Source organism: Rhodococcus sp. C3V (assembly GCF_029269915.1).
Lineage (GTDB): Bacteria > Actinomycetota > Actinomycetes > Mycobacteriales > Mycobacteriaceae > Rhodococcus_F > Rhodococcus_F qingshengii.
Window position 1 is genome coordinate 314,492 of sequence record NZ_JARJBE010000005.1, and the last position, 12,903, is coordinate 327,394.

Consider the following 12,903-nt stretch of genomic DNA (forward strand, 5'->3'; position numbering starts at 1 on the left):
CAGCGCCGCATCGAGGAGACCTCGATGCGGCGCCAAAAGACATGCTCAGCCCAAGTCGGCGACAACCCGCTCGGCGAGAGGCCGTGACGACGCCGGATTCTGACCGGTGTAGAGCTTGCGGTCCACCACGACATAAGGCGACCACGCCTCAGCCTTCGAGAATTTGCCGCCCAATTCGCGTAGGCGAGTTTCGAGCAGCCACGGAGCCTTGTCCGCCAGACCAGCCTGCGTCTCCTCTTCGTTGGTGAACGCGGTCAGCTGATAGCCGTCGAACAGCCAGCTTCCATCGGGTCTCTGGGCCGGCAGGAGTGCCGCCGGCGCGTGACAGACCGCCGAGACCACCTTGTCCGCGTCCAAGAAGTTCACGAGAAGCTCACCGAAGGATGCCGACACCGCAAGATCCTCCATCGGTCCGTGCCCACCCGGTACAAAGACCACGTCGTAATCGGCAGCATCGGCGTTCTCCAGAATCTCCGGCGAATCGAGCACCGGCTGCAGATCGGCGATGTACTTGCGCATACGGTCGGCGCCTTCTTGCCCACCGTTCACCTCGGGCGCCAGGCTTCCCTCGTCCACAACGGGAGCTTTACCGCCAGGCGTCGCGATCACGATGTCGTAGCCGGCGTCGACGAAAACGCGATGCGCCTCGACCAGTTCTTCCGCCCAGTACCCGGTCGGGTGGGGTGTTCCGTCCTTCAGCGTCCAGTGATCTGCAGAAGTGACCGCAAACAACAGCTTTGTCATCGCGCAACCTTTCGTCGGTAACAGGAACCCATTGGTGACAAGACACCATCTTCAAGGCCCGATCAATGAAATAACGTCCAGTCAGTGCAACACGCTGCCCTTGTGAGAATTCCTCACCACCGCAGAATCACGTCACCCGTCAGGTCCCGATCGGTTTGCCGAACAGGCCTGCGACGAGTTCACCGACCGCATCCACCCAGACTGGCCAGGTCCTCTGATCAAGCGCCATGGATCCAGCGTCGAAGGTGCTGCATCCCTGCTGAGCAGGCACACCAGCGAACCGATCACGAAGCCACAGTAGAGCACTCGGCAAAGCGACGACTTCCATGCTGACATGCTCACTGAAGTGGTCTCTGGTGTAAACGACACTCGCAGAAGGATCTTGGCAATAGGTATCGACAAGTTTGTTCACCGGGCCAACAGGCACCAACCAGTCGGGATTCGACTGATAGATGTACATCGGCACGTCAGGAACAGACTTACCCATGGCAGCTCGGGAGAGCGCAGCTCTCACCGTGGGGTGTTGGACCGGATCTCCCGGGACATCGAGGAAGCCCTTGATGTTGAGGAAGGGCACTGCAGCCGACGTCCAGAGCATGCACAGGTTGTCCTTGGCAGCGAAAAGCGCTCGGCCGGCAGGGTTTATGTGCTGATCGATGAAACCTGCAAGTTCAGGATCTTCTCGGCTCACTCCGATTACACCGGCAGCGACGATCCCGGCCCCGAGAGCGTTGTTGGCATTGTCGAGCAAAGCGCCGAGATCCGCGGCAACACCACCTTCGGCGACTCCGACGATATTCAGTTCCGGCGCGTACGCCTGCCGTATTTCAGCTGCGTGACCGGTAGGAATCGATCCACCCGAGTAGCCGAGCAGCCCTACGCGAGTTGACCGCCCTTGCAGCTCCATGGGTTCGAAGTTCTCAGCAGCACGAATACCGTCGAGCGTGATCCGGGCCGCGACGGGGCCGGAGGCGAAGGAAGAATTGGGTCCCTGATGATCGGGCACCGACAATGCCCAACCCTGCGCCAGTGCCGCCTGCACTTCGAGGAATTGAGCCCCACCGGTCGCAGCGCCCGTCACCAGCCACGGCAACGCGCCTTGCTGCATGACATACGAAGGTGCGCAGTAATTTCCGAGTGAATCCTCTGCCATCTGAAAGGACAGCAGCGGGCGCGGGCCTCCATCGCGAGTGTCGCCACGCGGCTTGATCACTGTGGTGACAGCAGGAATCGCCTCGCCCGCAGCATTATTGGATCGATACGAGATCTGCCACGCATCCACGTTGGTCGGAATCAGGTTGAGAGTACCGAGATTCACCGCACGAGCGGCGATGATCTCACCCGGTTGCTTGGATTCGACGACCTCGACAGGCGGTTCATAGAAGGCCTGGTCCAGTTCAGGCAAAGGCGGTGCAACCGCAGGCGGCAGGGCAGGCTGGACCTGAATTTGGGCGGGAACACCTTCGTCCGGTGCCGCTGAGGCAGGTGCCGAAAGTCCGATCTGCCCGATTACTGCAATCACGGCAATTGCGAGGCCCCCGCGTTGTCGGTCAGTTGTCCAGCGTCGTCCCATACCAATTCCTCCCCGGAAAAGCACAGATTGCCTTGTGTTGCCGCAGTTCTCATCACGAGCACACAAGTTAGATGCGAGTGTCTAACACATTGAGGACGAGAGTAGAGCGTTGTGGGCCGGATTACAATCCCCTGGTGTTCGTGACCTATTCGTCGGCGTGAAGGGGCGCGTCGTCGATCAACGCATTCAAGAGCACCGTCATCAGATCGACCAGTACCGACACGGGAGGACGAGGCTCCGCAGTGCTCCACTGGTGCACCAGCGCGGTAAGCGCGCCGATGAAGGCGGTGGACGCCCACCGGTAACCACCCGGCGGTTCGTAATCTTCGCCCACGATCCCTTTGATGATCGACTCGAAAAATGTTGCCCAGACCGAACGTTGGTCCACACGATGCTTTTCCACCCGGGGACTGACACCTACGACGTCGATGAAGGCAACGTGTGCGCGTCGTGGGTCACTTCCGACCGACTCGACGAAGGCGGCCATGGCCGTCGCTGCCTTGTCACGGAGATTGACCGAAGGCTCTGCATCGAGTGCGTCGACCATTGCAATTCTGGCGTCGAGTTGAATCTGGTCATACAGCGCGAGGAGTAGATCCTCGCGACTACCGAACTCGTCGTAGAACTGCCTTCTGGCCAGACTCGCGGACGCGCAGATATCCGCCACCGAACTTCCGGCATACCCCTGGTCTGCAAACACGCTGAGAGCAGCATTCAAAAAGAGAGAACGGCGTTCGGCCTTGCGAGCCGCGACCGACCTTCCGCCGTAGTTTCTGTCTGTTTCAGCAATTGCCACGTCTGCCAGAGTATGCGGCATCGCGCCGCACACAAAACGCATCTGACCTGCTGCAAAGTTCCTTCACCACCACTACCGGCGCACCGGCACTGCAGCACGATCAGGCCAATACGAAGGCCACGGCAAAAAGTGTCCAGGCGGCAGCGAGAACCGTTGACGCCGCAGTAACTGCCCCGGTCACGGCAGGTCGAGTGCTGCGGTTGCGCGCGGCGATGATCCCGACCGTCATCAAAGTCAACGCCACCAGGAACGACAAAACCACGATTTTCACCAGCAACCCCTTCGACGACGGTCAACAGAACCGGAGACCATTTAGATAGTACACAAATAAATCGTGCATTAATTAAACTCGAAGTCCGTCAGGGGACTCTTGACAGAATTCAACAGCGCCTGTCAGGCTAGTCCTGACGAAAGGAGAACTTCTCATGGAAGACCTGATCGAACGCGCCCTGACCGCGAAGATCGAGACCGCCGCGATCACCACGGTCAACGCCGCGATCACCGAGGCCGGCACTCAGGCAGACAAGATTGTCGGAACAGATCCTTTACCTGGCAGCCCTGAGTGGGAGGCAGAACAGGACACCGACATCCCGGCGCAGCGTCAGATGGCGTGGCAGTTGGCCTGTTTCCGGATTCAGCTCGCCGCGGGTATCGATTCGACGGCAAGCGTCATGAGCCTGCGTAGATTCGGCGCAACATGGTCAACCATCGGCCGCGCAGCGGGAATGACCCGTCAGTCCGCGCATGAACGGTGGGGTCGACGTGTATCGGACATGCTCGATCCCTACGGAGTCGGGATGCCGCCCATGGTGCCGAATGATGATCCGACTCAGCCCTGACTAACAATCGCGTGACTACCGATCCGGCAGCAGCGCATCGGCTTTCGCGACCAGCACAGCGCGCTCACGCTCGTTCCCGGCCAGCCGAGCCGCTTCGAGGAGTTCGGTTCTAGCCTCCTCGGATCGGCCGAGCTGACTGAGCAACTCCCCCCGAACGCTGGGAAGCAGGTGGTAGTCGGCCAGTTCACCTGAAGCGACAAGCTTGTCGACGAATTCGAGCGCAGGGCCAGGACCGTATGCCATGGATACCGCCGCCGCATGATTGAGGTCGACCACGGGCGATGGCGCCAGTTGCGCCAGAGCCTCGTAGAGGATGACTATTTTCTTCCAATCGGTGTCATCGAAAGTTGCTGCTCGCGCATGACATTCGGCAATCGCCGCCTGCAGGCCGTACGGGCCTCGTCCACGCCCGACGGCGTCAGCTCGTTCCAGCGCCGCAAGCCCACGCGAGATCTGTAGACGGTCCCACCTCGTCCGGTCCTGGTCCGCCAGCAGGATGGGCTCACCGGTCGAGGTTGTCCGAGCGCCGAATCTCGAGGCTGTCAGCTCCATCAATGCGACAAGGCCGTGTACCTCGGACTCCCTGGGGACCAATTCGGCGAGTATTCGCGCGAGCCGCAGAGCCTCAGCACTGAGCTCCGCGCGCATCCACTCGTCCCCGGAACTGGCTGCATAGCCTTCGTTGAACACCAGGTACAGCACTCCGAGGACGGCGCTCAATCTGCGCGAAAACTCTTCTCGCCCTGGAACTTCGAAAACCGCTTTCGAGGCAGTCAGCGCCTTCTTCGCGCGGACTATCCGCTGCTGCACCGTCGCCGTCGGCGTGAGGAACGCTTTCGCAATCTCTTCCGTGGTCAAACCGCCCACCACCCGAAGCGTCAACGCCACCTGCGCTTTTCGATTCAACACGGGATGGCAGGCGATGAACATCAGGCGAAGGACATCGTCGTCGATGCGGTCCGGATCCCAGCTGACGTCGTCGAAACGTGAAGCGTCGTTCTCGAGTTCACGCGCAAAGTGGGCGTAGCGCTCGTCCAACCTCTCACGTCGTCGCCACCCGTCGATTGCTCGTCGTGTCGCCACAGATGTCAGCCAGGCAGCGGGATTTCTCGGAACCCCCGTCGCGGGCCACTGCTCGACGGCTTCGAGCAGAGCCTGCGCGGCCAGATCCTCGGCGAGATCAAGATCTCCGACGGTGCGAGTCAACGTGGCGACAATCTTCGCGGATTCGATACGCCAGACCGCGTCGACAGCCTTTCTCGTTTCTTCTCGCACCGCCTCGTCGGTCATGGTTCAGCCTGCGACCGGACGATCGGTACCGAGCTCTTCACGCCAGCCGGCCTCTTTCTGGATGTACTCGTTGTCCTGATCGAAGTCCGACATCTCGCTCACGCGGCGTACCTCGAGCTTGCTTCCCGGCCCGAGCGGGCAGCGCTTCGCCCATTCCAAGGCTTCATCTTTGGTCGACGTCTGAATGATCCAGAATCCCGAGAACAACTCCTTCGTCTCCCCGTACGGGCCGTCGGAGACCAGCGGAGGATCGGACTCGAAATCGACGATGAATCCCTCCTCCATCGCCAGTCCCTCACCGGCCAGCAAGACACCTGCCTTGATCAGGGACTCGTTGTACTGCCCCATCGCGGCGATGATCGCGTCGAAGTCCATTTCCTTGGATGCTTCGATGGCCTCATCGGTGGAACGCATGATCAGCATGTACTTCATGAGAATCTCCTTCGTTCGTGGACCGCTCTGTTCGGTCCCTCTGCTTACACGTCGAACGGCGCACTCACCGATCGACAAACTTCCGAAACAATTTTTCCGAGGACATAACCGCCGGTCGCGATACGCTGCCCACGGTATCGGCGGACGGGCCGTCGGGCCGGTCAGAAGTCGAGAAATCCCGGCACAACTTCGCGAACGAGCCCGGTCGCGTCAGTGCTCCCGTAGAAATACAGCGATCCGTAACCGAATAGGTACTCCTCTACGAAATCGGGGTGGGACTCGGCAACCACCGGCCACCCCTCTTCGTTGATCTGGAACAGGAAGCTGTGTCCATCCGCCTCCACGGATTCGGCATACGACGGTTCGTTCTGAATGAGCACCGGTCGCGGAGCGATCAACACCAACGGCATCACCTCGTCGTCCGAGGGAATCCTGATCAACGCCGCGCTGCCAAGGCCCGCATGGCTGCCCGCCGATTCCGCACTTCGTGACGACGGCGGGTGCAGGACTGCCCTGACCCCGATGTCCGGGTATTCGAGGTCGTCGTCGCCGATGGAGAAACCTCGACGGATGAAGACCGAAAGCTCTCGCACGCCGAGCCACGGCGCCGTGTGTGCCTCGAGCGTCAGAAGGTACTCGTGCGACTTCAGAATCGGCTGACCGGCGAAAACCTGCGGAGGTCGGCCACCAATACGTGCCCCACTTTTCGAATCGCTCGAACCCACCCCGAGATGTACTCTGTCCACCGGCGTCATCCTAGGGAGATCCGACGGGTGTCGGAGGAAGACTCTCCAATTTCCTACAAGTCACTGGTGACGTAGGCCACATCCAGGCTCGATGATGGGTGCATGACAACATTCCCCACTCTCGACCCCGAACTCGCTGCAGCACTCACCATGGTCCCGAAATTGGACTTCGCTGACCTCCCCAACGCACGGGCCACCTACGACGCTCTGGTCGGCACCATGTTGGCCGACCTGTCATTCGACGGAGTCACGCTTCGTGAACTGTCCGCTCCTGGACTGGACGGCGATCCGGAGGTCACGATTCGTTTCTTCACCCCGGACAACACCGCCGGCCCTGTCCCCGTTCTGCTCTGGATCCATGGCGGCGGATTCGCAATCGGCACTGCAGAATCCAGCGATCTATTTTGCGTCGAGGTAGCGCGGGAACTCGGATTCGCGGTTGCAAACGTGGAGTACCGCCTCGCCCCCGAAACCCCTTTCCCCGGCCCCGTCAACGACTGCTATGCCGCGCTCCTCTACATCCACGCCCATGCCGAGAAGCTGGGGGTCGATCCCAGCCGCATCGCAGTGGGAGGGCAGAGCGCAGGCGGTGGACTGGCCGCAGGCACTGTCCTCAAAGCCCGCGACGAGGGGGTTGTGCCCGTGGCATTCCAATTCCTCGACATCCCTGCACTCGACGACCGTCTGGCGACGGTCTCGATGACGAACTTCGTCGACACCCCCTTGTGGCACCGCCCCAACGCCATCCTGTCGTGGAAGTACTATCTCGGCGAGTCGTATTCCGGTCCCGAACATCCTGACGTCTCCATTTACGCTGCGCCGTCCCGGGCTACCGACCTCACAGGTCTGCCGCCGACCTACCTGTCCACCATGGAACTCGACCCGCTCCGCGACGAAGGAATCGAATACGCCCTTCGGCTGCTGCAAGCGGGAGTCAGCGTCGAATTGCACTCCTTCCCCGGAACCTTTCACGGGTCGACACTCGTCGCGACCGCAGCGGTCAGCGAAAGGGGTGCCGCCGAAGCCCTCACTGCGCTCAGGAGAGGGTTGCGTTCGCCGTCACCAGTCTCGTAGCGTTGCGAGATGCAAGGACTGATGTACCGGCTTGCCGAGCTCGATGCAGACTCGGCAGGCCTGGTACGTGTCATCGATTACTTCGACGCCCTAGTGCGGCACGGCTCCGACACCGCATCTTTGCTTCGCGCGAGCGCGCAGTTGGCGGACTGCGTCGTGGGTATCGAGATCGTCGAACGCGGTAGAAGCAAGAAGAATTTGCGCCGTTGCGATCCGCGCGGCCGATGGTCACCCGAACCCCAGATCCCACCGAGCATGACCAGAAACATCGCTGTCGACGACGAGGTTCTCGGAACGGTATGGATCGAACGCCCCGGGGCCAGCTTGCCACTCGACGAAATGCTCGTCGACCGGATGGCCCTGACCGCAGCGATAATTCTGCAACCCCGACGTCTGCCTACCGAAGCCGAGCACACTCGAAATCTGTTGTTCCCGATGGATGAACTTGCGGTGCTCACCTCCTGCGCCGGTCTCGGTATCGAGCCCCATACCCAAGTCCGTGTAATGGCAACCAAGGCAGTCTCAGGCACGGCCGAAGGTGCTGCACACCTTGCCATTTCGCCAGATTACACACCTGGCAAAGCCACTGGGATAGACGCTGACGGCGAGTATCTGAATCTCGTGACGGGTTCGTTCACAGCGACACCCGAGTTGTCCGTGGCCGCACTGTCGTCATCCGTACGCGCCGGAATATCTTTGACTGCTCCCGCTTCCGAGGTGAGCACAATACTGAGCACTGCACGATTCGCTCGTACACAGGCGTCGGCAACAACACCGATCGTGAACGCCGACGATCTCGGCGCCCTCAATCTCCTGGCGCCGGGACCACACATCGATCACTCGCGAATACCGGATCTGGTTCGTGCCGAAGAGATCGGCGATACCAAACAGGGATCAGAACTACTCGAAACCTTGAGGTCATACCTGCAGTCCGGAACCTTGAGGGCCGCAGCAGATTCCATGCATCTTCACCACAGCAGCGTCGCGCACCGATTGGCGAAACTGTCCCAGCACGTCGGATTCCACGTCGATTCCATCGAGAACCGAGCACGCGCAACGGCCATGATGCTGGTCCTCGATGGTGGATAGGACCCACCGCGCATCACAGGCACTACGCAGTGGTTGACGATCTTTCGCGTTCAGCGAGCGCAACAAACGGCGCAAGCGCCGGATTCGGATTATCCGGGCGGTAGGTCACTGCCACGTCGAGAGTTGGTTGCTCACCGGCGATCTCACATAAATGGACACCCGGGATGCGGAGCATCCGCGCTCTGCCCTGGGGGATCGGCGCAATACCCACCCCGTCCGAGACGGCATGCAGCACCTGCTCGTCGTCGGCCTCGAATCGAACGATGTTGGGCGCCCCGTTTGGCCAAAGTTGTTCGAGCGTATGCAAATACATCCCCGGGGCGTTGGCCTCCGGCCAGAACACAACGGAGACGTCCACCAGATCTCCGAGTTCGAGCGTCGCTCGATCTCCGAACGGATGATCCACGGGCACAGCGACCAGGATAGGTTCGGTGTCGAGGACGATCAGGGGAAGTTCTCGATCGTCTTCATCGAGCGGCGGGCGAACAACCGCGATGTCTACGGCTCCGGTTCGGACGAGGTCGACAGTCTGCGCCGAAGTGCCACGATGAACGACAACTTCGACGCCCGGGTAGAGCCTTCGATAGGTGCTGACCAGATCCGCGACTGCGCCGCCCGCCCACGAACGGGTGTACGCGATGCGCAGTTCTCCGTCCACACCGCGCGCGGCCAACCGAATTCGTTCGACCGCCCGGTCCGCACACCCGATCAAAAAGCGCGCCTCTCGTACCGCCACCTTGCCGGCTTCCGTGAAGGTGAACTGCGGACCCCGACGATCCACCAGCGGAACTCCGAGTTCGCGCTCGAGAACCTTGATCTGCTGACTGAGGGCCGATTGCGCGACGTGGACGTTCGCAGCGGCTCGAGTGAAGCTCCCATGATCCGACAGAGCGATCAGATAACGGGCACGCTGCAGGTTCATACGGCGATTATAAGAAAAACAGATGGTGGTGTCACTACTTGGTCTTGGACACGGCATCACCTGAGGTCGGAGGATCGAGTTCACGTTGATCCACCGTCTGTCTCCCGAAAATTGTCACCCGAACGATCACAAGGTTGCACATGAACCCCCGAACACTCACTGAACCTGCAACAGACGCGAGGCTTCTCGACGCCCTCGCGGAGATCGTCGGCCACACGCATGTCCTTACCGATTCCGAACTGATCGAGGGCTACACACGTGACTGGACGGGACGTTGGATCGGCGACGCGATCGCGGTCATCCGCCCCGGCAACACTTCCGAAGTGTCTGCGGTTCTTCGAGCATGCTTCGACGCGGGGGTTCCCGTCACACCGCAAGGCGGCAACACCGGACTGGTCGGTGGTGGGATCGCCTCGGCTGGGTCCGTGGTGCTGAGTACCAGGCGTCTGGAGACGATCGAAGCAGTCGACCCCATCGGTCGGACAATCGCAGCCGGCGCCGGCGTGACCGTTGCTCGCGCCGACCTGGCCGCATCTGCACACGGTCTCCGCTTCGGAATCGATTTGGCATCAAAGGAATCCGCAACACTCGGCGGCATCGTCGCAACCAACGCCGGTGGGACGCGCATGGTCCGATACGGAAATACACGCGCACAGACACTCGGTATCGAAGCCGTGCTCGCGGACGGTTCGGTACTGAGTAGATGGACTCCACTCGTCAAAGACAATGTCGGATACGACATTCCAGGACTTCTCGCCGGCAGTGAGGGAACGCTCGCAGTCATCACCAAGGTCCTGATGAAGCTGGTCACCCCGGCGACCGACACCCAGGTCGTGCTCGCGGGTGTGAGCGACGTCGATCAAGCGCTACTTTTGTGTAATCGCGTGCGTCAGAGCGGATTGACCGTCGAAGCCGCCGAGATCATGACTGACGACGGCATCTCCCTCGTCTGCGCACACACCGATGCCCGTCGCCCGTTCGGCACCCCTTCACCGATGTACACACTCATCGAGGTGTCATCACCGCGCGAGACGGAAGAGTCGCTCCTCGAAGTACTCTCCGACTCTGCCGACCTCATCGAGGACGCGACGGTCGAACCTGGGCCCGCTCGAAAACTGTGGACTCTGCGGGAAAGCCATACCGAAAGCATCAGCGCGTCGTCGACGACGCCGGTAGTCAAGCTCGACATTTCCGTCCCCTTGTCCGTGATGGGAATGTTCATCGACAACCTCCGAGAAAGCCTGGCACAACGATTCCCCCTCGTGCGGCCAATCCTGTTCGGGCACTTCGCCGACGGAAACATTCATGTGAACCTTCTGGATGCCGAGCCGAGGGTCGCACACGAACTGACCGATACGGTGTTCCGACTCGTCGCCGCCCACCATGGAAGCATCAGCGCCGAGCACGGGATAGGCCGCGCGAAGTCGCCGTGGATATCGCTGGGGCGCACTGAAACCGACATTGCCGCAATGCAGTTGATCAAATCCTCCTGGGATCCCCGTGGAATCCTCAACCCTGGAATACTGTTACCGGAAAAAGTCGGGTAAGCAAAGGGGGTCTCGTGCAGGATCTTTACGTCGTCACTCATCCTCATGCCGAACACACAGCGCAGGACGTAGTCGGCGGTTGGCACAATTCGGTTCTCACCCCCGCTGGTCGGCGCGATGCAGGTTTGATCGCCGAAGCACTGAAACGACGACGCACAGGAACTTCGCGCCCGGTCCGCATCACCTCGTCCGACCTCGAACGATGCACCGAGACATCCACGATCATCACCCGGACACTCGATGCTCCGGCGACAACAGACACTCGATTGCGCGAAATCAGCTTCGGAGAAGCCGAAGGACGCCCGAACTCGTGGTTGGCCCAGCGGCAGGTCCCGGCCCCCGACAACAACCGCCTCGATCACCATGGCCCCGTTGCCGGTGCCGAGACCCGCCGCGACATCGCAGCAAGGGTTCACGAATGCATGCGCGAACTGATGGACGATCTCGATCACGATCACATCGTCGTAACCCACGGCTTTGCACACACATTCGTCGTCTCCGCCTGGCTACAGATTCCCGTCGAAGCCGCAGGATTTGCGACCTTCGCGACCACCCCGGGTGCAATCACACATCTCCGACACGACGACTACTGGCGCAACCGAACCCTCGCGCAACTAGCTGATACGGCGCACCTGGACTGTGGCACGATGACCTGATGCGCCATGTCTCCGACGACGAACGCCGTGCTCGCATAGGGGTACGTCATGCGCTGGAGCCAATGTTCCACGTCGATTCGCCGGAAGCTGCCACGCGGGCGATGACGGTACTGCACGCCACCGAGTCAGCGACGGTCTATCTGTCTTGCTGGGCGAGGGTTCGGTCCGTGGACGCCGCCGACGTCGACCGCGCCCTGTACGACCAACGCAGTCTCGTGAAGCAATTGGCAATGCGCCGCACACTCTTCACCTTTCCCCGCGACTTGCTGCCGGCCGCGTGGTCGAGTGCGTCCGCCCGCGTCGCGAACACCGAGCGGGCACGAATGGCCAAGGATGTCGTCAAGGCCGGACTCGCCGTCGACGGCAACGACTGGCTCGATCGCGCACGGACGGAAGTACTGAAGTTGCTCACCGATAGGCCTGAAGGGCTTTCAGCGGTAGAGATTCGTCAGGCCGTGCCGATGATAGACGTCAAGGTCGAGGGCTCGGCAGGTGAAATCTGGTCGGCACCCAGGGTTCTCACGCATCTCGGGGCGACCGCAGACATCATGCGCGGCACCAACACCGCACGCTTCCCCGTCTCACGCCCACTGTGGACTCTCACTCGACACTGGCTCGACGACGCCCCCGTCGATCTCGAATCTGCAGACGGCTATCGAGAAATAGTCCGCCGTTGGCTCTACACCTTCGGACCGGGCACGGAAGACGACATCGTCTGGTGGCTGGGCTCGACGAAGACGGTCGTCCGGGCCGCCATCGCCGAACTCGACGCCGTTGCAGTCTCACTCGACGGAGGCGACACCGGCTGGTTGCTACCCGATGACGTCGCCACGGTGCCTGATCCAGGTCCTTGGGTGGCACTCCTACCGGTGCTCGACCCGACGATCATGGGGTGGAAGAACCGTGACTTCTACCTCGGCCCGCACCGCAACCAACTCTTCGACACCCGAGGTAATGCCGGCACCACCGCTTGGGTCGACGGTCGCGTCGTAGGATGCTGGATTCAAGACGAAACCGGTGTGGTGCACGTTCGATTGCTCGAGACCGTGTCAGCGTCTGCGCGACGTTCTCTCGATGCCGAGGCGGCGCGCCTCACCGAGTGGCTGGGCGGCGTCAGAATCGGCACGGGGTACGTCTCACAGGCGATGAGGCACGACGTTCCCGAACCTCCCGCCGGCACTAGTGCCCGGTGATA

Annotated in this window: 14 protein-coding genes; 6 read left to right on the top strand and 8 right to left on the bottom strand. The window is 61.1% G+C overall.

Annotated features, from left to right (window positions below; all coding sequences use genetic code 11):
* Positions 1-45: 45 nt before the first annotated feature.
* The 4 genes from P3G66_RS16315 to P3G66_RS16330 form a co-directional block, all read right to left on the bottom strand.
* Positions 46-744: a type 1 glutamine amidotransferase domain-containing protein gene (locus tag P3G66_RS16315; protein ID WP_003943085.1), complete on the bottom strand. Its 699-nt coding sequence runs from the start codon at positions 742-744 to the stop codon at positions 46-48.
* A gap of 139 nt (positions 745-883) precedes the next feature.
* Positions 884-2,317, bottom strand: a complete 1,434-nt coding sequence (locus tag P3G66_RS16320) for a lipase family protein (RefSeq protein WP_116057683.1) — start codon at positions 2,315-2,317, stop codon at positions 884-886.
* A gap of 145 nt (positions 2,318-2,462) precedes the next feature.
* The gene (locus P3G66_RS16325) at positions 2,463-3,134 is read right to left on the bottom strand and encodes a TetR/AcrR family transcriptional regulator (RefSeq protein WP_172827073.1); all 672 of its coding nucleotides are present in this window, start codon (positions 3,132-3,134) and stop codon (positions 2,463-2,465) included.
* Between the two features lie 79 nt (positions 3,135-3,213).
* The gene (locus P3G66_RS16330; protein WP_007735738.1) at positions 3,214-3,384 is read right to left on the bottom strand and encodes a hypothetical protein; all 171 of its coding nucleotides are present in this window, start codon (positions 3,382-3,384) and stop codon (positions 3,214-3,216) included.
* Between the two features lie 154 nt (positions 3,385-3,538).
* On the opposite strand from P3G66_RS16330, the gene P3G66_RS16335 reads away from it, so the two are divergent.
* Positions 3,539-3,952 carry a hypothetical protein gene (locus P3G66_RS16335; RefSeq protein ID WP_003942828.1) on the top strand — a complete coding sequence of 138 codons (414 nt, stop codon included), beginning with the start codon at positions 3,539-3,541 and terminating at the stop codon, positions 3,950-3,952.
* A gap of 15 nt (positions 3,953-3,967) precedes the next feature.
* On the opposite strand, the gene P3G66_RS16340 is transcribed toward P3G66_RS16335, so the two are convergent.
* The 3 genes from P3G66_RS16340 to P3G66_RS16350 all read right to left on the bottom strand — a co-directional run bounded on the left by P3G66_RS16340 (position 3,968) and on the right by P3G66_RS16350 (position 6,429).
* On the bottom strand, positions 3,968-5,242 hold the full coding sequence (locus P3G66_RS16340; RefSeq protein WP_054825059.1) for an RNA polymerase sigma factor: 1,275 nt from the start codon (positions 5,240-5,242) through the stop codon (positions 3,968-3,970).
* Positions 5,243-5,245: 3 nt separating this feature from the next.
* The gene (locus P3G66_RS16345) at positions 5,246-5,674 is read right to left on the bottom strand and encodes a YciI family protein (protein WP_054825105.1); all 429 of its coding nucleotides are present in this window, start codon (positions 5,672-5,674) and stop codon (positions 5,246-5,248) included.
* Positions 5,675-5,835: 161 nt separating this feature from the next.
* Positions 5,836-6,429: a hypothetical protein gene (locus P3G66_RS16350; RefSeq protein WP_276116852.1), complete on the bottom strand. Its 594-nt coding sequence runs from the start codon at positions 6,427-6,429 to the stop codon at positions 5,836-5,838.
* A gap of 93 nt (positions 6,430-6,522) precedes the next feature.
* Here P3G66_RS16350 and P3G66_RS16355 point away from each other — a divergent pair, with 93 nt between their 5' ends.
* Positions 6,523-7,494: an alpha/beta hydrolase gene (locus P3G66_RS16355; RefSeq protein WP_003942833.1), complete on the top strand. Its 972-nt coding sequence runs from the start codon at positions 6,523-6,525 to the stop codon at positions 7,492-7,494.
* Positions 7,495-7,503: 9 nt separating this feature from the next.
* Positions 7,504-8,583 carry a helix-turn-helix domain-containing protein gene (locus tag P3G66_RS16360; RefSeq protein WP_276116853.1) on the top strand — a complete coding sequence of 360 codons (1,080 nt, stop codon included), beginning with the start codon at positions 7,504-7,506 and terminating at the stop codon, positions 8,581-8,583.
* Between the two features lie 22 nt (positions 8,584-8,605).
* Here P3G66_RS16360 and P3G66_RS16365 read toward each other — a convergent pair whose 3' ends face one another.
* Positions 8,606-9,505, bottom strand: coding sequence for a LysR family transcriptional regulator (locus P3G66_RS16365; protein WP_276116854.1), 900 nt, complete (start codon positions 9,503-9,505; stop codon positions 8,606-8,608).
* A 140-nt stretch (positions 9,506-9,645) separates the two neighbouring features.
* Here P3G66_RS16365 and P3G66_RS16370 point away from each other — a divergent pair, with 140 nt between their 5' ends.
* From P3G66_RS16370 to P3G66_RS16380, 3 genes are read left to right on the top strand one after another with little or no spacing between them, the layout of a single operon-like run.
* A complete protein-coding gene (locus tag P3G66_RS16370) occupies positions 9,646-11,052 on the top strand; it encodes an FAD-binding oxidoreductase (protein ID WP_276116855.1) in 1,407 nt (468 codons plus the stop codon).
* A gap of 14 nt (positions 11,053-11,066) precedes the next feature.
* A complete protein-coding gene (locus tag P3G66_RS16375; RefSeq protein WP_276116856.1) occupies positions 11,067-11,708 on the top strand; it encodes a histidine phosphatase family protein in 642 nt (213 codons plus the stop codon).
* The gene (locus tag P3G66_RS16380) at positions 11,708-12,901 is read left to right on the top strand and encodes a winged helix DNA-binding domain-containing protein (protein ID WP_276116857.1); all 1,194 of its coding nucleotides are present in this window, start codon (positions 11,708-11,710) and stop codon (positions 12,899-12,901) included. The genes P3G66_RS16375 and P3G66_RS16380 overlap by 1 nt, the downstream gene beginning before the upstream one ends.
* Positions 12,902-12,903: the final 2 nt, after the last annotated feature.

Excerpts from the sequence above, each read along its gene's own strand:
- P3G66_RS16315 (WP_003943085.1), bottom strand. The coding sequence starts at position 744 with ATGACAAAGCTGTTGTTTGCGGTCACTTCTGCAGATCACTGGACGCTG.
- P3G66_RS16320 (WP_116057683.1), bottom strand. The coding sequence starts at position 2,317 with ATGGGACGACGCTGGACAACTGACCGACAACGCGGGGGCCTCGCAATT.
- P3G66_RS16325 (WP_172827073.1), bottom strand. The coding sequence starts at position 3,134 with ATGCCGCATACTCTGGCAGACGTGGCAATTGCTGAAACAGACAGAAAC.
- P3G66_RS16335 (WP_003942828.1), top strand. The coding sequence starts at position 3,539 with ATGGAAGACCTGATCGAACGCGCCCTGACCGCGAAGATCGAGACCGCC.
- P3G66_RS16340 (WP_054825059.1), bottom strand. The coding sequence starts at position 5,242 with ATGACCGACGAGGCGGTGCGAGAAGAAACGAGAAAGGCTGTCGACGCG.
- P3G66_RS16345 (WP_054825105.1), bottom strand. The coding sequence starts at position 5,674 with ATGAAGTACATGCTGATCATGCGTTCCACCGATGAGGCCATCGAAGCA.
- P3G66_RS16350 (WP_276116852.1), bottom strand. The coding sequence starts at position 6,429 with ATGACGCCGGTGGACAGAGTACATCTCGGGGTGGGTTCGAGCGATTCG.
- P3G66_RS16355 (WP_003942833.1), top strand. The coding sequence starts at position 6,523 with ATGACAACATTCCCCACTCTCGACCCCGAACTCGCTGCAGCACTCACC.
- P3G66_RS16360 (WP_276116853.1), top strand. The coding sequence starts at position 7,504 with ATGCAAGGACTGATGTACCGGCTTGCCGAGCTCGATGCAGACTCGGCA.
- P3G66_RS16365 (WP_276116854.1), bottom strand. The coding sequence starts at position 9,505 with ATGAACCTGCAGCGTGCCCGTTATCTGATCGCTCTGTCGGATCATGGG.
- P3G66_RS16370 (WP_276116855.1), top strand. The coding sequence starts at position 9,646 with ATGAACCCCCGAACACTCACTGAACCTGCAACAGACGCGAGGCTTCTC.
- P3G66_RS16380 (WP_276116857.1), top strand. The coding sequence starts at position 11,708 with ATGCGCCATGTCTCCGACGACGAACGCCGTGCTCGCATAGGGGTACGT.